This window comes from Rhizobium sp. NLR22b, assembly GCF_019685295.1.
In the GTDB taxonomy this organism is placed as follows: Bacteria; Pseudomonadota; Alphaproteobacteria; order Rhizobiales; family Rhizobiaceae; genus Rhizobium.
Window position 1 is genome coordinate 201,557 of record NZ_JABDWM010000006.1, and the last position, 26,628, is coordinate 228,184.

Sequence of the window (26,628 nt, forward strand, 5' to 3'; positions counted from 1 at the left end):
GTTGCACGGTCGGCTTAGGCCGAAGCTGGCGGCAGCAGAAGCGTGTTGAGGAAGGGCAGGAGGGCTGCACCGAGTGCCACGCCGCCACCGCTGAAGCTTGCCGGCCGCATCGGCGAAATCCATGGCGTCAGCAGCGGCCTGGTCGAGGTGTCGCGCCGCTCGACGGAAAGCTGATGGATCAGCGCCTCGATCACCCCCTGCGGTAGGTCGCCGCCGATCATGACGACGCTCGGGGCGATGAAGCCGGCCATGGCGATGATCGGGTCGAGCAGATGGCCGGCGGCCTCGCGTATCCATTGCGACAGCGACGACGAGGAGAACTCCTCGCCCCTGAGCAGGCGCGCGAAGTCCTCGTCTCCGATGCGCGAGCGCAGGGAATCGAAACCGACGACGGTATTGAGCTGGACATTGTCGGGCCCGGTCAGCATTTCGCCGATGCTGCCCGCCCGCCCATGCACGCCGGAATAGGGTATGCCTCGGATGAGGAAACCCGCCTGAACGTCATCGTCGATGATGATCATCGCGAGCCCGCCCTCCGGCATGGCGCTGCCGATCGTGCGCTCGGCAAGCAGGCTCGCCGTGCATTCGTTTTCGACGTAGGTGCGTGCGATCGTCGACATCGCGGCAAGCTGCTCGCTGCGGGCATCGTTCCAATCGTTGGCGGCGATCCCGAGCCCGACGATCGGCAATGTCGCATGCCGATCGGCCATGTCCCGGACCGCCGCGTGTACCGCGCCAACCCCGTCTTCCGGCTCCACGTCGAAATAGACCCGGTCATGCACTTGGCCGCTCAAATCGATCAGCACGATCTCGCCGCGCGTCCGTCGAAGCTTGACGCCGATCGAAAACGCGCCCTCCGGCCGCAGCGCGAATTCCGTGGCCGTCGCCACGCCGCCGAGCCCGGTGCGCCGGTTCGATGTCACGAGCTTCTCGTCGGCAAGCCGCCGCAATATATTGGTGATGCCAGGCCCGGTCAGCCCGCTATGCCGCCCAAGCTCGGTGCGCGTCAGTGGCCCGTGCCGGCGGATTGCTTCTAGGATGACGCGGATATTCCGATCGGCGATCTCACCCGATCTCAAGCCCACCGTTTTGGCGCGGGGAGCGCCCAACTCTTGAGTGTGAAGCCGACGCGGCCCCGACCGAAGATACCGCATGACCGTCTTTCTTGAGAGCACTTCGACGGTGTGTATCACGCTTATCGGTGTTCGTAACGATTTTCCAACGAAGTGCTCCGGCTTTCGAGAACCGCAACGGCGTGCCGATCATCCTCGCTGCGTCTTCTATACGTTAATAGCTGCAAGGACGATCGTTGCCGAAACCGTCGCGACAAGCCGGCCTGAGTGCGAAGTCAGCGCTGGAGTATCCAACCGATCCGGTCTGCGCCGGGTCGGTAGAGGTCGTCGTGCAGGACGACGCCGACATGGCAACGGCGATGAGCGCTGCCATCGCTGCCGGCAATTTCCACATCCGGAGCATCCCTCAACCCTCCCTTCGCCGCCAACAGGCAGCGTCTTCAGTGTGGTTGCCAAAGCAGATAGGTCGATGCTGCGATCAGGAAACTGTCATCATCGATCAAGATTGCGTTATCCTTGCGGCTGATGGTCGCCTACTTAGAAAGGGAGTTTTTTCGAAGGGCTCGGAGGCTGGAGAGAGCTCCGGCCGGCTCGTTAAGGAGAAACGACATGGCACGGGCGTTGAGAAGATCACGCTCAGTGTTGGATGTGATATCGCTTTCGATAAACTTGTCTTGGACGATCAGAACGTGCGTCGGATGAAGGCAGGCGGCTCGATCCAAAATCTCTCGGAGGACATAGCACGCCGCGGATTGCTGACCAGCCTGAATGTTCGCCCGCGGATGTCTTTTCCATGCTATGATGGGCCTGCAAAGCTCAAGTTCGACGTCTGGAATATGGCAGAGGCCGAACGCTACTTTGCCCCGGCGAAGGGAGTTTGCGCCCAGCAGGGCTCGCCCCCCGAAGCGCTGGGTGTGCTGCCTTTTTGATCGATCGGGAGGAGGTTGTTCATGTCCACGGATAGTGTCGACCGCCCGCTGCAGCCGGGCGACCGGGCACCGAATGTTGTACTCGATGCGATCTCGCGCGAAGGCAAGATCGCGCTCGATGACTTTCGAGGCCGTAGCCCGCTACTGATCGGTCTATTTCGAGGCCTACACTGTCCATTCTGTCGGCGTCATGTCTCGGCGATGGCGCAGCTCAACCCTGCCCTGAAGGAGAAAGGCATCGAGTGTCTCGCTGTCGTCAAGACGCCCGTCGAACGGGCGCGGCTCTACTTTCGTTACCATCCACTACCCAACCTTATCAGCGCATCCGACCCGGAGGGGGCTTCGCATCGCGCCTTCGGTTTACCCATCCTCGAGCTCACGGAGAATGAAACCGAATGGCCGCACAAGCTCGGAATGGACGCGGTCAGGACAATGCGGATCGATTTACCGCGGGAGTTGCCCGTGCCGATGAACCCGGCTGCGGCGGGCGACTTTCTGGAGAAAAAGGACCCGTATGAAATGACGGCGGCCGACCAGCAGATTATCATCGCCGGTCACATGCCGCTTATCGGCGAGTTCCTGCTCGATCGGGACGGCACTGTGCGCTGGAGTTTCACAGAAGCCGAAGAGGGGGGCCAAAATCTATGCCGGGCGCCGAGTCCCGAAGAATTGATGTCAGCAGCGTCCCAAGTCGCACTTCAGTAAGCTGCTGAACAACTCGTCCCACGAGATGGTTGGCAGCCTTATACCAATCAGCGAACGCGCAGAGCTTCCCGTTGTATACGATGATCAGCAGGTCTGGGGCCACCAGCGGACCGTGGGCATTGCGAAGTCCGTGGCGAGCAACGGTCATCAGAACCAGTAGAATCTGGACCAAAGTCAGCATCGCGCCTGGAAGGTTCTCAACCAACCATCAAGGTCAGGGCAGCCTCGGATGGTAACCTCTCTGCAACATCCGCAATGAGGAGGAAGTCGCTCCCTCCCCATTCATCACCGCATCGCCGTGACCTCATTGATGGACCGGATCCGTCACCGCTTTGATGACCTCGGACGCCATCTTGAACTCCTTCTCGCGGCTGGTGATGCCATGGCGTCGCGCGATCCAGTTAAAATCGGTGTAGGCGACACGGACCGTTCCATCCTTCGCTTCGTAAACGAGAACTCTGACGGGCCAATCGAGCCCGGCCACTGGATTGGCGGTGATGAACGTCGTTCCGAGCGCCGGATTGCCGAACAGGATCAGCCGCGATGGACGGACCTTGTTGCCAGCCGCGTTGCCGAGCCTTGCTTGATCGATATCATCGAACAGCATTATGCCCTTCTCTGCGACGCTGCCTTTGATCTTTGTGACAGTCTCGTCGACCGAATAGCGACTCTTCAGAACAACGACACCGTCCCGGGCACCTGCCTGGACGATAGTGGCTGATGCCGACAGAATTCCTGCCAATGAAAGCGCGGCCATGAACAATAGTCTGATCATTCTTTGCATGTCATTTACTCCTTTCGGTTGTGTCTGTATTCAAACTCGTCGCCGGCTTCCGCATGGAAGGGGCGACCCCTATTCCGGCTACCACGGAAAGTTGGGATCTATCGGTGCGGGGCGCTTAGCGAACCCGCGAGCAGCATTGCTACCGCCAGAGCTGCGATAAGCACGTAGACGGATGTGTTCCAGCCGACGTGATCGTAGACCTGACCGAGAACCACACTGCCGGCCATGCCTCCGGTATAGTAGGATGCGAGGTAGATGCCGCTCGCTCCAGCCTTGTCGCTCCTGGCATGTTGACCGACGACGCCGGTTGCCATTGCCTGTGCGAGGAAGGTGCCGACTGCCACCAGTGTCAAACCGATCAGGATGACCGGCAAATACGCACTGAGAAGCGCGACGAGTCCGACGATGGCAATCGCAAGCGTCAGCACGATTCCGGTTGCCGGCCCCACAGCGCTTGCGAGCCTGCCGGCGAAAGGCGTGGTGAAGATCGACGGAAGGAAGACGAGATAGACAAGGCCGAGCGCCATCGGGCGTACCCCGAGCGTGACAATCCGAAAGTTGACATAGGTGTAGGTGCCGATGAACACGAAGAGGATGAGGAAGCCGATAGCGAAGACGCGTCGCAGCTTTGGATCGGCAAGATGTCCGCCCCAGATGCGCATGGTGAGGTTCCCGCGATCATCGCTCCGCATCATGCTGGTCGTCCTTTTGAGCGTGAACCAAACCAGGGCGGCGCCGAGGAGGTTGAGGGCGGCAAACACCAGAAAATTTATCGAGAGGCCGCCAATGCCTGCGACGGCAGCGGACAGCATGCGGCCGAAGAGGTTGCTGGCAACATTGCCGGTGACATAGGCGGCTAGGGCCGTGGAGGCCTTTCCGGCGGAGAAATGCTCCGACAGATAGGCGGCCGTCAGCGTGAAGGCCGTCGACATGCAAAGCCCCTGAAGTACTCGCAGCGCGGCAAAGACGATGATGTTGTCGGTAAATGCCAGAAGCGTCGTTGGCACGGACAGGATCGCGAGGCTGATCCAGATGCCGTTGCGCCGGTCCAGGCCGCTGCCGACGAAGGCGACGAGCAGACCGGCGAGCGCCATACCGAGGGTGCTGGCATTGACGGCGAAACCCATCGTGGCGCGGCTGACCTGAAACCTCTCGACCAGAGAAGGCAATACGGCTTGCGCCGCAAAGAGGTCGACCAAGGTCAAAAAGGCGATGAGTGCGATCAGTCCAAAGCGCCAACTGTCGGCGTGAATGGTCCGGCGCTCTTGAACGGATGCCGTGAGCGGCTGTTCGATGTCGGTCATGCTTGTTCCTCCGGGATGCGGCGTTTCCCTGCCAGTGCGAGGGAAACGCCGGCGAGCGATGGGGCTGCTTCAGATCAAAGGGCAACCGTTACATCGCCGCGTCATCGGTGTGCATTTCCGGGCTCAGTATGTCGGAGGAATAGAGCACGGCCGAAGCCTTGCCATTGTTCTTCCACCAATGGGAGAGATGTCCAAACTCGGCCGTCACCTCGCCCTTCTTGTGCAGGATCGGCACCTTGCAGGTGCTGCTGTATTCCGTAATCGAGCCGGAGATGATCAGGATATTGGCCGGGCGCATCTCGTGCGAATGCCAGGGAACGATGCCTCCCGGCTGCACGACGAGCTTGCGCATGCGCAGCATGCTTCCCTTCCATGCCTCGCCCTTGGACGAGAGATCGATTGATTTGACGACGCTGTCGGAGACGCCCTTCGGCATCATCGGGCCAGGCTTCATGCCATCTTCAGTGACCTGATCAGCCGGGCATTCGCCCGCCATGGCGGACGCGGCGGGCAGGGCGGCGCCCAGGACCACTGCAGCAAATGCGAGAGCGGCGAGGGACATGCGGTCGGTTTTCAATACGGGCTTCATCAGCGGTTTCTCCTTGTTGGAGCCCGGCGAGGACGGTGCCGAGCATGTTCGAAGACTGGCGGAGCGCCGATCGAAAGAGAAATGCCAGATGCTTTTGATTTCGATAGCCGCAAGCTATTGTCAGCCGCAGGGGAAACACCGAATGCCCGGCAGCTTGCCAGGCTGTGCTCCCGTGATTGTTACGATACTGCCCTTAATGCGAACGGCCCGACGCTTTCGCCCAGCCGTATGATTTCACGGCGCCGACAAAGACTGAAACCGCCGGGGAGAAGCGTCGGCCCGCCACCGTCACAAGGCAGACCTCGCGCGAGACTTCCGGGTCCGCGACAGGTCGCACCTGCAATCCTGGGATAACGGCGCTGTATTCGGGAATGAAACAGATACCAAGGCCACCGGCGACCAGGTTCTGAATCCAGTCCTCGCGCTCGCTGGAATAGGAGACGAGGGTCTTCACGCCTTGTGCATCGCAGAGATCCGTGAGGTAATCCCAGTATTCGCAGTTGACACGCCGCAGGTAGATCTCACCGTCGATCGCCGCGATGGGAATGGCATCGTATTGACCGAGGCGGTGGCCGGCGGGGAAAGCGAGCATGAACCTCTCGCGAAAGAGCGAGGTCACGTCGAAGCGTTCCGGAAAGCTTGTTGCCGTCGACATCAAAGCCACATCGATTTCGCCAGTCTCCAGCAGATCGGACAATCGGGCGGGCACGCCCTCGATCAGTTGCAGCTGGATTCCCTTGTGGCGCATGTTGAAGTCGGTGAGCAGGCCAGTAAACCGGCGCGGTCCGATCGTGCACATAATGCCGACCTTGAGCGGTGCTTCACTAAGACAGAGAAATCGCGACGCCTCCGTACGCACGCCCATCAACTCGTCCTGGATCTGCTGGAATCGCGGGCGAAGAAGGTTGCCGAGATCTGTTATGTGGGTGAGATTGCGCTCCCGGCGGAACATCAGGCCGCCCACCTCATCCTCCAGCTGCTGGATGGCGCGACTGAGCGCTGGCTGAGTAACATTGCACTTTTCGGCCGCGCGCGTGAAGTTTCGAGTTTCACACACCGCCAGGAAATACCTTATATGGTGGATATCCATCGCCGCCCCCCGGCATGAATTCTATTTGCAATACCCTCAATATTCTCCGCGGGCGGCATTCTCCACCAATGCCATGGATTTATCAATTCCATACCAGACTGGCATTTCTAAAGCGAAGCCCCGTCGGCCATTCTGATTGCAAGACGCCAGACGGCGTAGTCGATCGTAGTGGAGAGCACATATGCTGAACGCCTTTGATCCCGTAACTGATACTCTCGTCGGCCGCAGGCCCTTGGAAGGGCGTAGCGCCATTGTCACTGGTTCGACCAGCGGCATCGGCCTTGGCATTGCACATGCGCTTGCAAGGGCAGGGGCCGCCGTGATGTTGAACGGCTTCGGCGACCCTGCCGAGATCGAGATGCTGCGCGACGGCATTGCCACGGATAACGATGTCGACGTTGCCTACGACGCCGCCGACATGTCGAAGCCGGAAGCGATCCATATGATGGTCGAGAGGGCGTTCGCGCGTTTCGGACAGGTGGACATCGTCGTCAACAATGCCGGTATCCAGCATGTTTCGCCACTCGGAAAGTTTCCGCCTGAAAAGTGGGACGCCATACTTGCTATCAATCTTTCCTCAGCCTTCCATCTCGTTCAGGCGACGTTCGACAGCATGTGCGCCAACCGCTATGGCCGGATCGTCAATGTCGCCTCCGCCCATGGATTGGTCGCGTCCCCCTTCAAATCCGCCTATGTGGCGGCCAAACACGGCATTGTCGGGTTCACCAAGACGATCGCGCTCGAAGGCGCCGAATTCGGGGTGACATCCAACGCGATCTGCCCCGGCTACGTCTGGACGCCGCTTGTCGAACACCAGATCGAGGATCAGGCGAAGTCGCATAACATCCCACGCGACGCGGTGATCCGAGACGTCTTCCTGAAGGACCAGCCGACGAGGCGCTTTGCCACCGTCGAGGAAATGGGCGCGCTTGCCGTCTTTCTCTGCAGCGATCTTGCTGGATCGATCACAGGCACGGCGATCCCTGTCGACGGCGGATGGACTGCGCACTGAATCTTTATTTGAGACACGGAGGTTGCGATCGTGAACAAACATGTGGGTGCAAAGCTCAAAATGCAGCCCGACTCTTCGCTCGCCGAGCGCGAGCCGCGGACGATCAATCTTGCGCTGCAGGGCGGCGGCGCACATGGCGCCTTCACGTGGGGAGTGCTCGATCGGTTGCTGGACGAGCCAAGCCTGTCATTCGAAGGCATTGTGGCAACCAGCGCAGGCGCGATGAATGCTGCGGTCGCAGCCTATGGCCTGGCTGAGGGCGGGCGGAGCGGAGCACAGACGGCGCTGGCCAATTTCTGGCGCCGTGTCAGCCACGCAGCTGCATCCGGACCTTTGCAGCCAACCTTGCTCGACCGCCTTACAGGCTCGAAATCGCTGGAATTCTCGCCGGCGTTCATCATGTTCGACCTGGTGACACGGCTGATGTCGCCGTACCAGTTCAACCCCTTCAATTTCAATCCCCTGCGCCAGGTGCTGGAACAATCGATCGACCTGGAGGCAATCCGGATGGCACGCTGCCCTGTCAAGCTCAACATCTGCGCCACCAACGTGCGGACTGGCAAGGTGAAGGTGTTCGGCAACGACGAGCTCTCGGTCGATGCCATCATGGCGTCTGCCTGCCTGCCCTTCCTGTTCCAAGCCGTGGAAATCGGAGGGGAAGCCTATTGGGACGGTGGCTATATGGGCAACCCCGCAATCTTCCCGCTGATTTATGGCTGCGACACGCCCGATGTGCTCGTGGTTCACATAAATCCGATAGAACGAACGGAACTGCCGCGCACGGCTGGAGAAATTCTCAACCGCATCAATGAGATCAGTTTCAATTCGTCGCTGCTGAGGGAGATGCGGGCGGTGGCCTTCGTCACACAGCTGATCGACACGGCAGCGACGCCGCCTTCCAATCTCAAGCGCATTTTCGTGCACGGTATCTCAGACGACGAAGCGATGAAAAACCTCAGCGTAGCGAGCAAGATGAACGCCGACTGGGGGGCGCTCATGGACCTGAGGGATCGCGGCCGCCAATGCGCCAACCTCTGGCTGCAGGCCAATTACCAGGAAATCGGCAAACGATCGACCGTAGACGTCCGCGAACGTTATCTTTGATCCTCAGCCATTTCGGCAGTCCGCCTCCCGCCGGCCGAAACTTAAGCCCCCGTCCACCACTCCGGCGGGGGCTTTTTTTGTCTGAAAGAGATTGCCCATCGACACATAGAGACGGCGTATCGAAATCATGCAGAGACAGCATTTCAGATGACGGCTGACTTCTGGGAATGTGAAGACAGGCAAGCCGATGGCGGTTTGACCTCACGCAACCCAGGAGATTTCTCATGAATACCACTCGTCTTCTCATCAGTTCGGCCCTCGCCGCCGCAGCCTCCGTGGCTGCCGGCAGCGCCTTTGCCGGCCCGGCTGCCAAGCCGGATTTCTCGTTCGAAAAGTGCTTCGGCGTCGTCAAGGCTGGCCTGAACGACTGCCAGACGGCCAGCCACTCCTGTGCCGGCACGTCCACCGCCGACAACGCCAAGGATTCCTGGATCTACGTGCCGGCCGGCACCTGCACCAAAATCACCGGCGGAAGCAACGAACCCAAGGCCTGACCTTTCCACCACTTCAACCAAAGGAGTAATCGATGTCCAAGATATTTCCGAGCAATCCGGTGCCAACCGCCGCGGGCATCGGTCTTCGCTCCCAGCATATCGGTGAAATGCTGTCTCGCCGCCCCTCGGCGGGATGGCTTGAAGTCCATGCGGAGAATTACATGGGTGGCTCGGCGGCCGTCGACGCGCTGGAGCGGCTGCGGGAAAGCTATCCCCTGTCCGTCCATGGCGTCGGCCTTTCACTCGGGAGCAGTTCCGGTCTCGACCGCGACCATCTGGAGCGCATGCGCAAGCTCTGCCTGCGCTTCCAGCCAAGCCTGGTGTCCGAGCATCTCGCCTGGAGCGCCGCCGACGGCGCCTATCTGAATGATCTCCTGCCGCTGCGTTACGACGCAGAGGCCCTCGCCATCGTGACCGCCAATGTCTCGAGGCTGCAGGACACCCTCCAGCGGCGTGTCTATATCGAAAACCTCTCTGCCTATGTCGCCTTCGAGGGGTCGACAATGACCGAGGCGGAATTCCTGGTAGAGCTCGTGGGCCTTACCGGCTGCGGCCTGCTTCTCGATATCAATAATGTTCACGTCTCGGCCTGCAATCTCGGCTTCGATTCCAAAGCCTTCATCGACCAGCTTCCCCCGTGCGCCATCGGTGAGATCCATCTTGCCGGGCACGCGATCAACGAGGTCGAAGGTGATATCGTGCTGATCGACGACCACGGTTCGCGCGTTCCGCCGGCCGTCTGGTCGCTCTATGCTTACGCGATCCGCAAGATTGGACCGCGTCCGACGCTCATCGAATGGGATACGGATGTGCCCGCTCTCGACGTGCTACTCGGTGAAGCCATGTGGGCCGACATGCTGGCGCAATCGATCGCCTTCGAAGATCGCATGCTGGTGGAACGGCCGACACCACAGTCGACCCGGTTCGAGGGGATGATCCTGCCATTGCGGGCCGACAGCCGAACGGGCCCAATGCCGGCGCTCGCCGCGTTTGCGACAATCAAGCCGTCGATGTTCGCCAATCGTCCCGGCGCAAGGAGGGTGGGCCATGCTCTCTAGTTGCGCACTGCAATCGCGGGTCGCCCAAGCCATCCTCCGTGAAGATGGCTGCGATCTTGCGCCGGTGCTGGCGAAAGGTGCTTTCGACCCGCTGCGTCGGTTCAACATCTATCGCAACAACACCTTCGCCTCGCTGACAGCGACTTTGATCGCGGTTTTTCCGATCACGGTCCAGCTTCTCGGCGAAAACTACTTTCGTCATGTCGCCGGCGCCTTCATCCGGAATAATCCGCCGCAGGAAGCGCAGCTTGTTCGCTATGGCGGCAGTTTCCCGCGCTTCCTGGCGGACTTTGATGGCATCCGCGCCATGCCCTTCATTGCCGAAACGGCGCGGCTGGAATGGATGATTGCCGAGGCGCTGGACGCGCTGGCGCTGCCCGGCTGTCGCTTGGAGCAGTTGGCGGACGGTGAAGACGACACCTCACCCGAGATCGTTCTTCAGCCCTCGCTACGCCTGCTGGTTTGTCGTTGGCCGGCGCTGGACATATGGGAAGCGCATCAAGCCGGCGGAAACATCGAAGCATTGGCGAGGCTGGGCCGCCGACCGGAGCGGATCGCGCTCTGGCGCGGCCAAGATAGCATGCGATTTCTGCGCCTCGATGCCAGTCATTTCGCCTTCCTTCATGCCCTGAAAAGGCGCGCCAGCCTGGAGGCTGCGGTCAGCCGTGTGCTTGCCCGCACTCCCGGCTTCGATCTCGAGGGTGCCTTTGGCGGCCTTTTCGCCTTTGGCCTCGTCGCTCGCATTCGCCACATCAAGCCCGCAACCAAGTGAACAGGATGGAAGTCATGACTATGATGTCCCCTTCTTCGACGCGACACAGAGGCGGTATTATCGGTCTCTATGTCGCCGCTATCGAGAGCCTCAACAGCCTGCCGTTGTCGCTCGTCCAGCTCGTTGCCCGTCTGGCGGTCGCCCACGTCTTCTGGCAGTCGTCGCAGAGCAAGCTTGCCTCCTGGCCGGCGACAGTTCAGCTGTTTACGCTCGAATACCAGCTGCCCGTCATCGATCCCGGCGTGGCCGCCGTGCTTGCGACGACGGCCGAAGTCACTGGCTCGATCTTGATTTTTCTAGGCCTGTTCTCTCGGCCCGCTGCCCTTTTGCTGCTTTGCGTCATCTTGACAATCCAGCTCCTCGTCTACCCGCAGAACTGGCCGGACCATTTGCTCTGGACGGCACCGTTGCTGTTGATCCTGACGCGCGGGGCCGGTGCGGTTTCACTCGACTATCTGGGAGCACGCCTGTTCCCGAGGGGGCGCTGAGCCATGCGCGCCGGCATCGAAGAAACAAGCGGCGACTCGCCACTCATGGATCCAGCGGCAAGTCAGGCGGCGGGCCGCCGTCCTAGGGTCGTCATCCTCGGAGCCGGATTTGGCGGCCTTGCCGCCGCCAAGGGTCTTCGGCATGCGGACGTGGATGTGACGGTCGTCGATCGGCGCAACTATCATCTTTTTCAGCCGCTGCTTTATCAGGTCGCGACGGCCGCGCTTTCGCCAGCCCAGATCGCCATGCCGATCCGCCGCATTCTCTCTCGGCAATCCAACGTCACTGTGCTGATGGAGCGTGTCGAGGGGATCGACAAGAAGAACCGGTTCGTTCAGACCACAAATAGTCGCATCGCCTACGACTATCTGGTCGTCGCCACCGGTGCAAGGCACGCATATTTCGGAAAGGATGAATGGGCGGAGACCGCGCCCGGGTTGAAAACAATCGCCGATGCGACCGAAATCCGTGCCCGGATCCTGTCGGCCTTCGAACGTGCCGAGGCAGCCGAGGACGAAGCCGAGCGACGGCGGTTTCTCACCTTCGTCGTTGTTGGCGGCGGCCCGACAGGCGTTGAACTGGCTGGAGCAATCGCCGAGCTGGCAAGAAAGGTCATCGTCCGTGACTTCAGGCGCATTGATCCGTCCTCGGCTCGCGTGGTGCTGGTCGAAGCCGGCAATATCGTTCTGCCGACCATGCCGGCGAAATTGTCGGGAGAAGCCCGGCGACACCTGGAGATGCTCGGCGTCGAGGTGTCCCTCGGGGAAGCGGTAACGCGCTGCGACTCTGAAGGAGTAGCGCTTGCCGGCGGCCGGCAAATCCGATCGTCCTGCGTGCTGTGGGCGGCCGGTGTCATGGCCTCCAGGGCGGCCAAATGGCTCGGCGTGCCCGCGGACCGCGCCGGCCGCGTTCATGTCGACCGGAACCTCAACCCGCCGGGCAATGACGAGATCTTCGTGATCGGCGACACCGCGGCGCTCACGGACAAGAACGGCAGAACGGTTCCCGGAGTCGCGCCGGCCGCCAAGCAGATGGGCGAATACGCGGCCCGCGCCATTCTCGCCGGTCTCGATGGTCGGACCGCTGGTCTGTTCGGCTATCGCGATTTCGGAAATCTGGCAACCATCGGACGCAATGCGGCGGTCGCCGACTTTCGCCGCATCCGTCTTTCAGGATTTTCCGCCTGGCTGGTCTGGAACATCGCCCATCTCTGGTTTCTCGTGGGCTTCCGCAATCGCATCGTGGTGTTTGCGGACTGGGCGCTGGCTTATGTCCGGTATGACCGCGCCGCCCGTCTGATTACCGACCGCCATGAACGCTAGAACATTCCCACGCATAAAGATGGGGCGTGCGGTCACTGCACTGCTGCTGCTTGCAGTGTTGTCAACGGCGGCGCTCGTGCACCTGGTCTGGTATCGTACCGCAAGCCGGAACATTGAAACGATTGTTGCGAGCCTTGATGCTCAGAGCACCGCTGCGGTTCGCAACGAGCTTTCTTCTAATCTGGCGCTGGTTTCGAGCAGCGCGGAGATCGTCAGATCGGTCTTTTTCCAGGGAGCGATCAGGCCGGACGACGAGGTGAAGCGTGAATTCCTATTCCTGTCGTTGCTGCGTGAACAGCCGGCGATTGCCTGGATCGGTTTCGGCTTCCCGGACGGCCGCTTCTTTGGGGCGCACGCGCTGCCGGATGGCGAGATCGAAATGGTGGAGATCGGCCACGCACCTCTCGGCAAGCCGCGTCCGCTACGCCGCGATCTCTATAAGCCAATCCCTGGCGATATCTTTTTCGAAAATCGGCTGAGGGCCGAGAGTGTCTACGTTCCGGAGGGCTCGCCATGGTTTAGACGTGGCCGGACCAGTGCAGAACCGGCCTGGAGCCTCGTCAATATTCTTCCGAACGGCTTTGAACCGGCGATCGTCGTCTCGAAGAAAGTCGAGGTGTTCGGCCATTTCGAAGGTGTGGTGATGGTGGCGGTCAGCCTGCATCGGCTGTCGGCCATCCTTGGAGGGCTCAAGATGCCGGAAGGCAGCAAGGCCTTTGTGCTAACGCGGGATAATGCGGTACTGGCGACATCCGAGCCGTCAGACGGTATGATCGCTGCTCATCTCAAGGATTTTGCCGCGTCCGACGCCCTGGCCGCGGCAGTCGCCATGGCTGCCAGCCCCGAAAAGCCCGACGGTTCCCGGACGCTGGTGGCAAGCAAGGCGCTCGGCCCAATCTTCGTGTCATCTGGCAAGTTGCCGTTCGAAGACTGGCGTCTGGTCACCGCCATACCGCGGGCGACTTTTGCCCGTGACATCGATGCCAATACCGAGCGACTGATCTTCATCATCGGGGGCATTGCTGTGCTGGCCGCTGTGACGGCGATCCTGTTTGCCAGAATTCTCTTCGCTCGGCCACTGTCGCGCCTTGCCGAGCAGCTGCATATGATCGAGAGGTTCGAACTCGACGCCGTGGAACATCGCCCGGCGCTGTTGACTGAACTCGATCATTTCTCCTCCGCCCTGAAGCGCATGTCGAGCGGCCTTGCCGCGTTCGCGCGCTTCATGCCCGTCGAGGTCGTTCGTCCCCTTGTCGATGGCGGTCTTAAGCCTCGTCCCGGCGGCGAACTCAGGGACATAACGGTGTTGTTTGCGGATTTGCCAGGCTTTACGGAACTCACGGAAGAGTTCGGCGCTGGCGTTGAACCAAGCTTGACGCGGTTTCTGACCCTGTCGATCGTCGCTATTCATGCCGAAGGCGGCACAGTCGACAAATTCATCGGCGATGCGGTGATGGCGATCTGGAATGCCCCCGGCAATGTGCCGGATCACGCATTGCGCGCGTGCCGCGCCGCAGCGGCAATTCGCGATGCGATGCATGCCATGGCGCCGATTGCGCCCAAGCATGATGAGATTCGGGTGCGTATCGGCATCAACACCGGCGTGGCCCTTGTCGGCAATATTGGCTCGACTGAACGCCTCAGCTATACGGCGATCGGCGACGTCGTCAATCTCGCGAGCCGGCTCGTTGGCGTGGCCAAGGACAAAGGCGTGGAAATTGCATTAAGCGACGAAACGCTTCGAAAGACCCGAGACCTTATTCAGACAAGGCCGCTTGGCTGCGTCGGCATACGGGGAAGGATCGCGCCGGTCCGTGTGCACACGATCGATCCGGCTGATATGGCGGACTGAGGGAGCATGACGATGCTGCTGCTCACAACGCTGATTTGGTTGCAAACCAAGCACTTCATGGCTGACTATGTCCTGCAGCCCGAATGGATGATTGCCGGCAAAGGCAACTTCAAGAAGCCGGGCGCTTATGTCCATGCAGGCATCCACGCCGTCGCCACCGCGCCAATTCTCTTGGTTGCAATCACGAATCCGACGTGGATTTTCGCCGTTGTCTGCAGCGAGTTTCTGATCCATTTCCTTATCGACCACTTGAAGGCCATCCACGGTCGACGTCAGCCGCACCCGGTCAATACACGTTCATTCTGGATACTTCACGGCGCCGACCAGCTCGCTCATCATCTGACCTATTCGGCAATATTGGCGATCGTGGCCTGGGATGCTGACTTTATTGCTTGACAATGCGAGGGCGCAGGCGAAGAGCACGATGACGACTTTCATGATCGCTCTCGTTCGATCCCGAGAAATCAATTGCATTAAAACGAGGGAGCAAATCCTCGAATGATCATCTCGGCAGATGAGATCAGGTTATGCGGAAAATTCCTTTTTCTCGCACTAGCTTAGAGAGAATTGAAGCTGGTTTTTCAATCAGGAGGCGGGCAACAGCAGTCGTGTCCTTCGCATCCTTCATGACTCGCAGTTAGATGCCTCTACGGTTCAGCTCCCATGCACGGCAGAGCAAAAAAACCAGGAAAAGGCGATCTCTTGCGGGCTTGACGCCAAATCAAAGTTACTTAATCTAAGCGTCAGCCGAACCGCTGGGAGGAGGGGTCGGCATTCGCGATCCCATCGCACTATCCTTTATCTCCCAAAGCCATGATTCCCGATCGCGCGTCGCCGATTTTCAACAGGATAAGCCATGCCGCTCACCATCGCCCAACGCCTCGACAGTCTGAAGGTCCGTATCGCCGAGCTCGCGCATTGGCGGGACCAGCATAGCAGCCCGATCGATGGCTGGACCTTCGAGGGGGAGCCGATCGCCCATCACCAGGACTGGCCGCATCGTGAGGGCGTGGTGCATTTTGCCGCGAGCGCCGAAGCGCCGGCGAACTGGCCGCTCGAAGATATTCGCCTGCAGCTCGATCTCGGCGGCGAGAGCCTGATCACGCTCAGCTATCCCGATGGCCAGAGCGAAACATTCGGCCTCGATCCCTATCACCAGGAATTCCCGCTGAAGGGCCGCCGCTTCTCGATTGCGACGGAAAGTGTTGCCCGCTTTCCTTTCGGCGAGCCCAACCGCGCGCCGAGGCTCAACAAGGCCCGGCTGATCTGGCTCGACGGTCCCGTTCACAGCCTGCATCTTCTCCTGAAGCAGATCGCCGAGGCGATTGGCGCGCTCGGCGAGCATGAGGTCGTGCCGCATCTGGTCGATGCCGCGGAGCAGGCCTTGCGCAGCCTCGACTGGCCATCGGATACGGCGGCCTACATCTCCCGCACGTCGGGCGCCGTCATGCAGCAGAAGATCTGGGAGCTGCCGGAGCTTGTATCCGATCCGGCAGGTCTCTCCGACGAGCAGAGCGCTTCGGCGGCCTCCGCCTTCGAGGTCCTCACGGCGCGGCTGAAGGAACTGCAGAAGCGCTTTCCCCCAAACGGCGAGCTGGTGCTGACCGGCCATGCTCATATCGATCTCGCCTGGCTCTGGCCCTATCGCGAGACGCGGCGGAAGATGCGGCGCACCTTCAACACGGCGCTGTCGCTGATGGAGCGCTCCGCCGATTTCCGCTTCAACCAGTCGACCGCCCATTATTACGCGCAGATGGAGGAGGAAGATCCGGAGCTTCTCGAACGCATCAAGGAGAAGGTCGCGGAAGGAAAGTGGGAAACCGTCGGCGGCATGTGGGTGGAGCCTGATACCAATATGCCGACCGGCGAAAGCCTCGCCCGCCAGGTGCTCTACGGCCAGCGTTATTTCGAAAAGACCTTTGGCGCGCGCCACACGGTCTGCTGGCTGCCGGATTGCTTCGGCTTTTCCGGCGCGCTGCCGCAGATCCTGAGACAGGGCGGCATCGACAGTTTCTTCACCATCAAGGTCAATTGGAGCGAGACCAACCACATCCCCTCCGATCTCTTCTGGTGGAAGGGCCTCGACGGCAGCCAGGTGCTGACCCACACCTTCGACAATCCGATGCAGGGTTATAACGGCTTCGTGCAGCCCGATTGCTACCTGCCGACCTGGAAGAATTTCCGGGGCAAGACGCAGCATCACGCCTCGCTTCTTGCCGTCGGTTACGGCGACGGCGGCGGCGGCGTGACGCCCGAGATGGTGGAGCGCGAAGTGCAGCTGCGCGATTTTCCCGCCATTCCGCAGGCCCGCTGGGGCACCGTGAAAAGCTTCTACGAGCGGGCGCACAAAACCGCTTCGGAGAAGAAGCTTCCCGTCTGGGACGGCGAAATCTATCTCGAACTGCACCGCGCGACGCTGACGACCCAAAGCGGCGTCAAGCGCAAGCATCGCCAGGCCGAGCGGGCGCTGATCACCGCCGAGACCCTCGCGTCGCTCGCCCATATGCTCGGCGCCGAAAAGCCGAAAAGCCTGGAGGCGGATTGGCGCGTGGTGCTGAAGAACGAGTTCCACGACATCCTGCCGGGTTCGAGCATCCGCGAAGTCTATCAGGATGCGGAGCAGGAGCTCGGCGGCGTCATCGACCATGCCAAGGCCGAGCAGGCCAAGGCCTTGCAGGCGCTGTCAGTCAATCTGCCGAAGGGCGGGGTCACTGACGCGCTCATCGTCGTCAATCCCTCGCTTGCGCCACGACCGGTGAGCGCGACACTTGCCGACGGCACGACGCTTTCGGCCGCTGAGATCGTCGCTCCCTTGTCGGTCGCCGTCTTTGACAGGCAGACGCTGAAGCCGGCGGGCGGGCTGAAGGCCGGCGTCGACCGGCTGGAAAACGATCATCTCTCGATCGTCATCGGCAAGGATGGAGCCGTTACCAGCCTAATCCACAAGGCGAGCGGCCGCGAAGCGGTCGATGGCTCCGCCAACCAGCTCTGGGTCTATCCGGCCGACAAGCCGCGCAACTGGGACGCCTGGGACGTCGATGCCGACTATGCCGATAAATCCGTCCGGCTCGATGCGCCCGAAAGCATCAGCCTCGTCGAAAGCGGTCCGCACCGTGCGGCAATCCGCGTCGTTCACCGCTATCGGCATTCGAGTGTCATGCAGACCTATGTTTTGACGGCCAATTCGAAGCGGCTCGATATCGAAACGACCATCGACTGGCACGACCGCCGCACCCTGCTGCGTACCCTGAACCCGGTCGACGTCAAGGCCCGTAAGGCGACCTTCGAATGCGCCTTCGGCGTGGTTGAGCGGGCGACGCATACGAATACCTCCTGGGAGCAGGCGATGTTCGAGGCCGCCGCCCATCGCTTTGTCGATGTCAGTGAGCCGGGCTTCGGCGTGGCGCTTCTCAATAATGCCAAATACGGCCACAGCGCCCGCGGCAATGTGATCGGCATGAGCCTGGTGCGCGGTCCGATCTATCCGGATCCGCTGGCCGATGAAGGCGAGCAGAGCTTCACCTATGCACTGATGCCGCATGAGGGCGCCTGGCATGAAGGCGGTGTGCTTGACGAAGCACTCGACCTCAACCAGCCGCTGGTGACGGCCGAGGCCAAAGGCCTCTCCGCCGGCCGTTTCGCGCCGATTGATGTCGCGGGCACGCCTGTCGCCTTCTCGGGCCTGAAGCCTGCGGAGGAGGGCGAAGGTCTCATCCTGCGCCTCTACGAACCGGCCGGCCGGCGCGGCCGCCTCTCCCTCGGCCTGCCTTCCGGATGGCGGGCGTCGCAGCCGCTCAACATCCTCGAAGAGCCGATGGAGCGCAAAGGCCCCGCCGAAATCATGCCCTTCGAAATCAGGACCTGGAGGCTGCAGAAGGCCTGACGCCGCCTGCTGCAAATAACGCTCCGCCGCTTCCATTAGGCGGGGCGACCCATCTACTCGCCCGAGGGGCAATACTGGACAATTTGGCCATTGCCATGCAGGTCACAGTCATAAAGGGGAGCGATGTCCAACCGGTGAAGAGAGGCGTCTTGCTTCGAAGCGGGCTATCGGCCCCAAGAGCCAGCTAGTCTGATTGACAAGACGGGGGAGTGCGACCGCCAGACATAGTCGAAATTGCTGGTGATTGCTGATGGGGCCAGCCAGGCTGCTTCGAGGAAGGGGTGGACTCGGCCAAGACCATGGCGACGAAGGCCCAGGAGGAGGCGAATGCTGCCAACTCTCGTTCTCTCCCTCAATCTCGACATCGGCCGGCTGACCATAATCACGCTGATCGGCCGGATCGCTGCAAGCATGAGCGATCTGGCAGAGGGCAATCTCGACGCCGACATTCCCTTCACCGACCGGCCTGACGAGATCGGCCGCGTGGCTTTCACCGGCTTACGGTCGTTGGGCGCCCGTCGCGGCAACGTAGACGGAATAGAGTGAACGTGTTGCGGCGATGAACAGACGGTTGCGTCCGGGGCCGCCGAAGGTGAGGTTGGCGACGGTCTGAGGGACACGGATCTTGCCGATCAGCTTGCCTGTCGGATCGAAGCAGTGCACGCCATCACCGGCACTGGACCAAAGGTTCCCCTTCACGTCAGTGCGGATACCGTCCGGGATGCCGTTGTCGATGAGGCAGAAGACGCGGCCGTTCACAAGCCTGCTGCCGTCGACTACGTCGAAGGCGCGGATCTGACGTGGCAGGCTTTCGTCGTGGCTTGCCGCCGAATCCGCGACGTAGAGGATCGTCTCGTCAGGTGAGAAAGCGAGGCCGTTCGGCTGGATGAAATCCGTGACGACGGCCGCAAGTTTGCCGGTGGCCGGATCAAGCCGGTAGACGTTGCGCGTCGCCTGCTCGGGCTCGGCCTGATAGCCTTCATAATTCGACATGATGCCGTAGGTTGGATCGGTGAACCAGATCGTGCCGTCCGATTTCACCACCACGTCGTTCGGCGAATTGAGCCGCGCGCCTTCGAAATGGTCGGCGAGCACGGTGATCGAACCGTCGATCTCGGTGCGCGTGACGCGGCGCCCGCCATGTTCGCAGGAGATGAGTCGGCCCTGGCGGTCGCGCGTGTTGCCGTTGGTGAAGTTGGATGGTTGCCGGTAGATGGAGACGCCGCCTTCGGGCGCCCATCGCAGCATACGCTGGTTGGGAATGTCGCTCCACAGAAGCTGGTTCGCATCGTTGAACCAGACAGGACCCTCCGCCCAGCGGCAGCCGGAATAGAGTTCGTCGAGGCCGGCGCTGGTGACGATCAACTGCCGGAAGCGCGGGTCGTGGATTTCGTAGATGCTGGCCTCGGCCATGGCAGTTTTCCTGTTTATCGCATGCCGGCCCGGCGGCCGCCGGCGAGCATGATCACGCTGATGATGATGAGGCCGGTCATCATGAGGCGGATGCCCGCGCCGAACCCATAGGTGTTGAGCATGGAAACGACCAGGAACATGAAGAGCGACGCGCCCCAGATGCCCGGTACGTTGGAATCGCCGCCGGCCACCGCCGTGCCGCCGATCACGACGACGGCGATCGAGGTCAGCAGATATTCCGAGCCCATGTTGAGTGCTGCGCCGCCCGAGAAGCAGGCGAGCAGGTAGCCCGCGACGGATGCAAGTACGGCGCAGAAGAGGTAGGTGACGAAGCGCGTGCCGTCGACCGGAATGCCGGCCATGCGTGAGGCGGGCATGCTCTGGCCGATCGCCGAGATCCAGCGCCCGTAGATCGTCTTCTCGAGCAGGAACCAGGCGAGCAGCGAGATGAGGAGCGCGACGATCGCGACGTTCGGTACGCCGAGCGTGTTCGTGGTAGTGAATTCCGCAAGCATGCTCGGAGGTTTGATGCGCAAGCCGCGGTTTGTCCAGATTGCCGCCGATTGCACGATAAAGCTCATGGAAAGCGTGGCGATGATCGGCGGAATGCGGAGCGCCTTGATCAGCGCGTAGTTGCCGAGGCCGACGACGAGGCCAATGAGGAGGGCGACAAGAAAGCCGGGCAGGATCAAGCCGTTTTGCACGTTCATCAGCTTCAGAGCCACCGTGCCGGCTAGTGTCATGGTGGCGGGGACCGACAGATCGATATTGCCGGGACCGAGCGTGATGACGAACATTTGGCCGATGCCGACGATCACCGAGAAGGCGGCGAAAGTGAGGGCTGCCTGCGACAGGCCGAGCGTACTGGCGCCGAGGGTCACCATGATCGTCAGGAACCAGACGATGAAAGCGGCAAACCATGACCAGATCCAGGGTTTGCCGAAAAGGCTGAGGAGGGGAGTCATCGGCGGCGTTTCTCCCGTTTCTCCAGGCGGTTCAGCATCAGGCGAAGCGCGAGCACGATGATCAGGATCGCGCCCTGGGCTCCGATCTGCCAGTCCGGCGAGATGCGCAGGAAGGACAGGAACGAGCCGGCGAGGGTCAGCGTCAGCGCGCCGATGACGGCCCCGACGGGGGAGACACGCCCGCCAATGAACTCGCCGCCGCCGAGGATCACGCCGGCAATCGACAGCAGCGTGTAACGCAGCGCGATATTGGCGTCTGCCGACGTCGTCAGGCCGACGAGAGCGATACCTGCGAGCACCGCGAAGAAGCCCGCCAGGCCATAGGCGGCGGCGCGGGCGGCGACGATCGACCAGCCGGCGCGCTCGACCGAGCGCTGGTTGCCGCCGATGCCGCGGATCAGCACGCCGAGCGATGAGCGCATGACGAGAAGATGAGCGACGGCGGCGATGATGATGCTGGCGACGATCGCCATCGGCGCCAGCGGCGGCTTGACGGTCATCAGAGAGCGCACCCAGTCCGGCGCCTGGCCGCCGGGCGCCGGCAGCAGCAGCACGGCAAGGCCGCCCCAGACGAAGCTCATGCCGAGAGTGACGACAATGGACGGCAGATCGCGCAGGTAGATGATGACACCGAGGCCCGCATAGGCCGCGATCGCTCCCGCAAGGATCAGGACGCCGGTCACCGGGTCATCCCGCAGAAAGGTCGCGGTAACGCAAGCTACGAAGCTGACGAAGGTGCCCATCGACAGATCGAGATCGTTGACCGCCATGACAAGCATCTGAGCGATCGTCGCAAGCGCGATGGGCACCGCCAGGTTGAACAGCAGATTGAGCCCGACATAGCTCATGGCGCGCGGCTGCAGCCAGAAGACGGCGGCAAGCAGCAGCGTCAGCGACAAGGCGGGAATGGCAAGACGCAAGGCGTCGGACGACAGCCGGAACGTCATGCAGCCACCCCTTCGAAGGAGGCAGCGATGATATTCGTCTCGTTGACGGCATCGCCGGCGAGTTCGGCGATGATGCGGCCTTCGCGGAAGACGTAGACGCGGTCGCAGAGCCGCACCTCGTCCATTTCGGTCGAGTACCAGATAAAGGTGCGGCCATGCGCCGCCTCCTCGCGGATGATCGCGTAGACCTCCTGCTTGGTGCCGACGTCGACGCCGCGCATCGGATCGTCCATCAGCACGACAGGCGCGCGCGTTGCAAGGGCGCGGGCGAACAGCACCTTCTGCTGGTTGCCGCCGGAAAGCGACAGGATAGGGTTTTCCATATCGGGCGTGCGGATATCGATCCGCCGCTTCCAGTCCGTGCCTTTGCTCTCCTCTTTGTCAGCCAGAATGAGGCCGCGCCGCGACAGGTCACCGAGCGAGGCGACGGAAAAGTTGTGCAAGATGCTCCAAAGTTCGAAAACGCCGTTGAGGCGGCGGTCGCCGGCGACGAAGGTAACGAGCGGATCGCGCTCGGGCAGCCAATTGCCGGATTGGGCGGCGTGCAGAGCAAGTAGCAGCTCGGTCTGCCCGTGGCCGGCTAACCCTGCCAGTCCGACGATCTCGCCCTTGCGTGCCGCGAAGGGCAGGCCTCTCGCCTGATGCGACAGAATGACGGGCGCGGTGGATTGTTCGCGCGCCGCCCGCTGCCCGCTCTCCTCCTTCGCAACGGTGCCCATCGCTTCGACGAGGCCGTGATGGTCGAAGCCCTGCGCCGGCCGTTCGGCGACGACGCGGCCGTCCTTCATCACGACGATGCGGTCGGAGGTTTCGAGGATCTCGTGCAAGATATGCGAGATGAAGATGACGGCCCCGCCGGTGGCGGTGAAGCGGCGGACATGGTCGAGCATCTGGCGGGCAAGGCTCGCATCGAGCGACGAAGTGGGTTCGTCGAGGATGACCAGCCGCGGCGGCGTGCCGGCATCGGAAAAGGCCATTGAAATCTCGACCATCTGCCGCTCGGCGATCGAGAGATCGCCGACGGCCCGGCCGCTGTCGATGCCATGGCCCGGAAAGACCGTGTCGAGGCTCTTCTCGATGATGTTGGCGGCACGCCTGCGCCAGCCGAAACCGCCGAGATGGCGATGCATGACGCGGGTGTTCTCGACGATGGAGAGATTGGGGCAGAGCGATAGCTCCTGGAAGACGCAGCGAACGCCGCGGGCGCGCGCCGCATTGATGCCGTAACGCTCCAGCCGCTCGCCGTCGCTCGCCACACTTCCTTCATGCGGCGTCAGGCCGCCATTGATGACGCTGACGATGGTGGACTTGCCGGCGCCATTGTGCCCGACGAGCCCGACGCATTCGCCCGGCATGACGCGGAGCGTGACGCCGTCGAGCGCCTTGACCGCGCCGAAACTCACCTTGGCGCCATCGACGGCGATCACCGCCTTCAAAACCTCATCCATGCTGCCCCGCCATGCCTGCTCGCAAAGAATGCCGCGCGGCCATTTACGGCCGCGCGGCAGTCGGGAGAGTTATTTTGCCGACTCGATGACCTTGATTGCATCAGCCTGCGTGTATTCGACGTTGGCGACGCCGCCAGCCTGGGTATTGGCGAGGTTGGCCTCCAGATTGTCCTGGTCGATGCGCAAGAAAGGCACGACGAGATCCTTCTTGACCTGCTTGCCGTCGAGTATCTGCTGGGCGACCCAGAAGGCCAGCGTGGAGACGCCGGGCGCGATGGATACGGACATCGTCTCGTAGCCCTTGGCGTCCTTCTGTTCCTTCCACCACTTCAGCTCGTCTTCGCGGTTGCCCATGATGATGATCGGCATCTTCCGGTCGGTCGCGGCAATCGCCTGCGCGGCGCCATAACCGTCGCCGCCCTGCGTCACCACGCCGACGATATCGGGAAGGCTCGGTAGGATGCCGGCAACGGCCTTCTGCGCCACGTCCTGCGCCCAGTCGCCGTGAACCGAGCCGACGACCTTGAACTGCGGGTACTGCTTGACGCCTTCGTGGATCCCGGCCGAAATCTCGTCGTCAACGAAGACGCCGGCAAGGCCGCGGATCTCGAGCAGATTGCCGCCCTGGGGAAGTTTCTTCGACAGATACTCCACCTCGCTGCGGCCCATTTCCTTGAAGTTGACGGCGATGCGCCAAGCGCAGGGTTCGGTCACGATGCCGTCGAAGGAGACGACGGTAATCCCGGCGTCACAGGCTTCCTTCACTGCGCCGTTCAGCGCTGTCGGCGAGGCGGCGTTCAGCACGATCGCATCATAGCCCTGCAGGATCATGTTCTGGATCTGCGCCGCCTGCTCCGTCGCCTGGTTCTCGGCGGTGGTAAAAGGATCGGCTGCGGCGACCACGCCAGCCTTTACGGCTTCGCCCGTCACCTTGCCCCAGCTCGTCAGCATGGCCTGGCGCCAGGAGTTTCCGGCATAGTTATTAGAAAGGGCGATCTTCTTGGCCGACGTGTCGGCAAAGGCGGAAACGGGCATGGCGGCGCAAGCAATGGCGGCCGATGCCAGAAGCATCTTACGGATTGTCATGTCTTCCTCCCTCATGATCGCGCCGGTCGGCGGGATCGCTTCACTCCTGCCGGCTCAAGCGGGCTCCGAGTGAAAATTGTTCTTGCACTGAGCTTCCTCCTCTCAGTAAGGGCAGGATGCGGGAGATCAGCCGGCCTGTACAGGGGCAAGGCGGCAACTCGTTTGCGGGTTTTGCGCAACAAGCTGCGGGTTTATGCAAGACGGCGGCCCATTTGCGGGCGCTTACTGGGAAATGATTGCGGCGGGTTGAGGAGCCTGTCGTGACGGGGAGGAACTGACAATGCTGCATCTCGCACCGGCAGCCCTGTTCGACCATTATCTCGGCATTTCCCGGTTGCTCGCGGGCCAGCTCGACTTCCGTTCGGCGATCCGTTCGGTCGCGGCTGAAGTCGCTCACATCATCCCGCACGATCATCTCGACGTCTGCGTGCTGCTCGAGGGCGGCAACTATCACACGGCCTATGAGACGGGCATCGAGACCGCCTGGGGCGAGATCGCCGGCGCGCCAGTGGTCAACAGCCCCATCCGCTCGCTGCTGCGGGGTGAGGTCGATTTTCTGCTTTCGGACGATGCCATGAAAGACCCGCGCTTCCATTTCGAGGGCGCCTTCAAGCGGCCGATCGTCGAGCAATCGCTGAGGAGCCGGCTGCATGTTCCGATGAAGGTGCAAGGTACGATCATCGCAGCACTTTCCTGCTCTTCTCACAGGGCGGGCGTCTATACGATGGAGGACGTCGAGCGCGCCCGCATCATCGCCGACCTTCTGACACCCTATTTCTTCGCGCTGCAGGCAGCCGAGCAGGCGCAACGCTCGGCGATCGTCGAGGCGGAGGCGCGCGCTCGCGAGGAGGGGCTGCGTCAGGGCGCGCTGAAGCTGACCGAAGCGCTGGAGCAGGAACGTCAGCGGATCGGCATGGACCTTCACGATCAGACGCTCGCCGACCTGACGCGACTTGCTCGCCGGATCGATCGGCTGTCGCGCAACGGCGAGGTGACCCCGGAGGCGCTCGAGCCCGTCTCTCGGTCCTTGCAGCATTGCATGCAGGATCTGCGGCAGATCATCGAACAGGCAAAACCTTCCGTGCTCCAGCTGTTCGGCCTCGCCCAGGCGATCGAGCATCATCTCGACCGATCGACCCGCGACACCGGATCGGGCATCGAATGCGGCCTTACCGACGAGACGAACGGGGCGCTGGAAAGGCTGGAACCGACCGTCAGCGTCGCCTTGTTCCGCATAGCGCAGGAGGCGATCAATAATGCGGTGCGCCATGCCGCGCCGCTTGCGATCATGGTGCGGCTCGAAGCAGACGACGAACAGCTTTTGATCGAAATCTCCGACGACGGGACCGGGCTTGCCAAGACGCGGGGACGGATCGGCGGCGGCATCGACAATATGAAGACACGCGCGCGGCTGATCTCGGCGCGCTTCACGATCGGCCCCGGCCATAATCATCGCGGGACCGCGGTGCGCGTCGTGCTGCCGCTGGCGCCGAACGGCCCGGCGGGCGAGCCAGACTGAGGAGAAAGACACGATGAAGGTTCTGATCGTCGAGGACGACCCGCTGCACCGGTCCTACCTGCACGAGGCTGTCAACGCCGCCCTGCCGGAATGCGACACGGTGATCGAGGCGGAGAACGGAACCGTCGGCGAGAAGCTCGCCCGCGACCACAAATCGGCGCATATCGTCATGGATCTGCAGATGGCGAGCCGCAACGGCATCGAGGCGGCGCGGACGATCTGGAAGGAGCGACCGGAGACCCGTATCCTGTTCTGGTCGAATTATTCGGATGAGGCTTATGTGCGCGGCGTCTCGCGCATTGTGCCGGATGGCGCAGCCTATGGTTATGTGCTGAAATCCGCTTCCGACGAGCGGCTGAAGCTTGCGTTGCGCTCGATCTTCATCGAGAGCCAGTGCGTCATCGACCGGGAGGTGCGGGGCCTGCAGCAGAAGAGCCTCGGCCAGACCAACGGCTTCACCGATTCCGAATACGAGATCCTCGTCGACATAGCCCTCGGTCTAACCGACCGGGCCATCGCCAAACGCCGGAGCCTGTCGCTGCGCAGCGTGCAGAACCGCCTGCAGCAGCTCTACGACAAGCTCGACGTCTATCAGACGGCTGGCGACGACCACGAGGACGGCCGCTTCAATCTCCGCGCCCGCGCTGTCACGATTGCTTTATTGCGTAAACTTCTGAACTACAGCGCTCTGGAACGGGCTGAGGCGGAGCTGCAGGAATGGCTCGACGGAAAGTAGTCTCCGACGCGGCGTGAATGCGGCAGTAGCGAGGCGTTGCAGTCTCCCATTCCG

At 61.8% G+C, this 26,628-nt stretch carries 25 protein-coding genes; 14 read left to right on the forward strand and 11 right to left on the reverse strand.

Features of this window, described 5'->3' with window-relative positions; genetic code table 11:
* Nucleotides 1-14: 14 nt before the first annotated feature.
* On the reverse strand, nt 15-1,154 hold the full coding sequence (locus tag HJC00_RS12370; protein ID WP_210632096.1) for an ROK family transcriptional regulator: 1,140 nt from the start codon (nt 1,152-1,154) through the stop codon (nt 15-17).
* 133 nt (nt 1,155-1,287) lie between these two features.
* Complete coding sequence (locus HJC00_RS32480; protein ID WP_097601245.1) at nt 1,288-1,476, reverse strand: hypothetical protein; 189 nt, start codon at nt 1,474-1,476, stop codon at nt 1,288-1,290.
* A gap of 547 nt (nt 1,477-2,023) precedes the next feature.
* On the opposite strand from HJC00_RS32480, the gene HJC00_RS12380 reads away from it, so the two are divergent.
* Nucleotides 2,024-2,707, forward strand: a complete 684-nt coding sequence (locus tag HJC00_RS12380; RefSeq protein WP_183705030.1) for a peroxiredoxin-like family protein — start codon at nt 2,024-2,026, stop codon at nt 2,705-2,707.
* A 304-nt stretch (nt 2,708-3,011) separates the two neighbouring features.
* Here the strand turns inward: HJC00_RS12380 and HJC00_RS12385 are convergent, their stop codons facing one another.
* From HJC00_RS12385 to HJC00_RS12400, 4 genes are all read right to left on the reverse strand, one after another.
* A complete protein-coding gene (locus HJC00_RS12385; RefSeq protein ID WP_183705088.1) occupies nt 3,012-3,491 on the reverse strand; it encodes a DUF302 domain-containing protein in 480 nt (159 codons plus the stop codon).
* A 98-nt stretch (nt 3,492-3,589) separates the two neighbouring features.
* The gene (locus tag HJC00_RS12390) at nt 3,590-4,795 is read right to left on the reverse strand and encodes an MFS transporter (RefSeq protein ID WP_221164096.1); all 1,206 of its coding nucleotides are present in this window, start codon (nt 4,793-4,795) and stop codon (nt 3,590-3,592) included.
* A gap of 88 nt (nt 4,796-4,883) precedes the next feature.
* The gene (locus HJC00_RS12395) at nt 4,884-5,384 is read right to left on the reverse strand and encodes a cupin domain-containing protein (protein WP_210632098.1); all 501 of its coding nucleotides are present in this window, start codon (nt 5,382-5,384) and stop codon (nt 4,884-4,886) included.
* Between the two features lie 193 nt (nt 5,385-5,577).
* Nucleotides 5,578-6,474: a LysR family transcriptional regulator gene (locus HJC00_RS12400; RefSeq protein WP_210632099.1), complete on the reverse strand. Its 897-nt coding sequence runs from the start codon at nt 6,472-6,474 to the stop codon at nt 5,578-5,580.
* Nucleotides 6,475-6,655: 181 nt separating this feature from the next.
* Here HJC00_RS12400 and HJC00_RS12405 point away from each other — a divergent pair, with 181 nt between their 5' ends.
* From HJC00_RS12405 to HJC00_RS12455, 11 genes are all read left to right on the forward strand, one after another.
* Complete coding sequence (locus HJC00_RS12405) at nt 6,656-7,486, forward strand: 3-hydroxybutyrate dehydrogenase (protein WP_210632100.1); 831 nt, start codon at nt 6,656-6,658, stop codon at nt 7,484-7,486.
* Nucleotides 7,487-7,516: 30 nt separating this feature from the next.
* Nucleotides 7,517-8,590 (forward strand): patatin-like phospholipase family protein, encoded by a 1,074-nt coding sequence (locus HJC00_RS12410; RefSeq protein WP_247241777.1) that lies wholly within the window; start codon nt 7,517-7,519, stop codon nt 8,588-8,590.
* Nucleotides 8,591-8,814: 224 nt separating this feature from the next.
* Nucleotides 8,815-9,084, forward strand: a complete 270-nt coding sequence (locus HJC00_RS12415) for a DUF2282 domain-containing protein (RefSeq protein ID WP_210632101.1) — start codon at nt 8,815-8,817, stop codon at nt 9,082-9,084.
* Nucleotides 9,085-9,116: 32 nt separating this feature from the next.
* Nucleotides 9,117-10,142 (forward strand): DUF692 family multinuclear iron-containing protein, encoded by a 1,026-nt coding sequence (locus HJC00_RS12420; protein ID WP_221147105.1) that lies wholly within the window; start codon nt 9,117-9,119, stop codon nt 10,140-10,142.
* Entirely contained in the window at nt 10,132-10,914 is a 783-nt protein-coding gene (locus HJC00_RS12425; protein ID WP_210632103.1) for a putative DNA-binding domain-containing protein, read from the forward strand. The genes HJC00_RS12420 and HJC00_RS12425 overlap by 11 nt, the downstream gene beginning before the upstream one ends.
* A 14-nt stretch (nt 10,915-10,928) precedes the next feature.
* Entirely contained in the window at nt 10,929-11,402 is a 474-nt protein-coding gene (locus tag HJC00_RS12430; RefSeq protein ID WP_221123546.1) for a DoxX family protein, read from the forward strand.
* A 45-nt stretch (nt 11,403-11,447) separates the two neighbouring features.
* Nucleotides 11,448-12,725: an NAD(P)/FAD-dependent oxidoreductase gene (locus HJC00_RS12435; RefSeq protein WP_210632188.1), complete on the forward strand. Its 1,278-nt coding sequence runs from the start codon at nt 11,448-11,450 to the stop codon at nt 12,723-12,725.
* On the forward strand, nt 12,715-14,577 hold the full coding sequence (locus HJC00_RS12440; RefSeq protein WP_221147106.1) for an adenylate/guanylate cyclase domain-containing protein: 1,863 nt from the start codon (nt 12,715-12,717) through the stop codon (nt 14,575-14,577). Before HJC00_RS12435 ends, HJC00_RS12440 begins: the two co-directional genes overlap by 11 nt.
* 12 nt (nt 14,578-14,589) lie before the next feature.
* Nucleotides 14,590-14,973, forward strand: a complete 384-nt coding sequence (locus HJC00_RS12445) for a DUF3307 domain-containing protein (protein ID WP_247241778.1) — start codon at nt 14,590-14,592, stop codon at nt 14,971-14,973.
* A 460-nt stretch (nt 14,974-15,433) separates the two neighbouring features.
* The gene (locus tag HJC00_RS12450; protein WP_221164097.1) at nt 15,434-18,460 is read left to right on the forward strand and encodes a glycoside hydrolase family 38 C-terminal domain-containing protein; all 3,027 of its coding nucleotides are present in this window, start codon (nt 15,434-15,436) and stop codon (nt 18,458-18,460) included.
* A 327-nt stretch (nt 18,461-18,787) separates the two neighbouring features.
* Complete coding sequence (locus HJC00_RS12455; RefSeq protein WP_210632108.1) at nt 18,788-19,006, forward strand: HAMP domain-containing protein; 219 nt, start codon at nt 18,788-18,790, stop codon at nt 19,004-19,006.
* On the opposite strand, the gene HJC00_RS12460 is transcribed toward HJC00_RS12455, so the two are convergent.
* The 5 genes from HJC00_RS12460 to HJC00_RS12480 all read right to left on the reverse strand — a co-directional run bounded on the left by HJC00_RS12460 (nt 18,959) and on the right by HJC00_RS12480 (nt 24,319).
* Entirely contained in the window at nt 18,959-19,873 is a 915-nt protein-coding gene (locus HJC00_RS12460) for an SMP-30/gluconolactonase/LRE family protein (RefSeq protein WP_210632109.1), read from the reverse strand. The genes HJC00_RS12455 and HJC00_RS12460 overlap by 48 nt on opposite strands.
* A gap of 14 nt (nt 19,874-19,887) precedes the next feature.
* A complete protein-coding gene (locus HJC00_RS12465) occupies nt 19,888-20,838 on the reverse strand; it encodes an ABC transporter permease (RefSeq protein WP_210632110.1) in 951 nt (316 codons plus the stop codon).
* Nucleotides 20,835-21,785 (reverse strand): ABC transporter permease, encoded by a 951-nt coding sequence (locus HJC00_RS12470; protein ID WP_210632111.1) that lies wholly within the window; start codon nt 21,783-21,785, stop codon nt 20,835-20,837. The genes HJC00_RS12465 and HJC00_RS12470 overlap by 4 nt, the downstream gene beginning before the upstream one ends.
* The gene (locus HJC00_RS12475) at nt 21,782-23,233 is read right to left on the reverse strand and encodes a sugar ABC transporter ATP-binding protein (protein ID WP_210632112.1); all 1,452 of its coding nucleotides are present in this window, start codon (nt 23,231-23,233) and stop codon (nt 21,782-21,784) included. Before HJC00_RS12475 ends, HJC00_RS12470 begins: the two co-directional genes overlap by 4 nt.
* A 69-nt stretch (nt 23,234-23,302) precedes the next feature.
* Nucleotides 23,303-24,319, reverse strand: a complete 1,017-nt coding sequence (locus HJC00_RS12480) for an ABC transporter substrate-binding protein (RefSeq protein ID WP_210632113.1) — start codon at nt 24,317-24,319, stop codon at nt 23,303-23,305.
* A 280-nt stretch (nt 24,320-24,599) separates the two neighbouring features.
* Here HJC00_RS12480 and HJC00_RS12485 point away from each other — a divergent pair, with 280 nt between their 5' ends.
* Nucleotides 24,600-25,838, forward strand: a complete 1,239-nt coding sequence (locus HJC00_RS12485; RefSeq protein WP_221147107.1) for a sensor histidine kinase — start codon at nt 24,600-24,602, stop codon at nt 25,836-25,838.
* Nucleotides 25,839-25,851: 13 nt separating this feature from the next.
* Nucleotides 25,852-26,574 (forward strand): response regulator transcription factor, encoded by a 723-nt coding sequence (locus tag HJC00_RS12490; RefSeq protein ID WP_210632115.1) that lies wholly within the window; start codon nt 25,852-25,854, stop codon nt 26,572-26,574.
* Nucleotides 26,575-26,628: the final 54 nt, after the last annotated feature.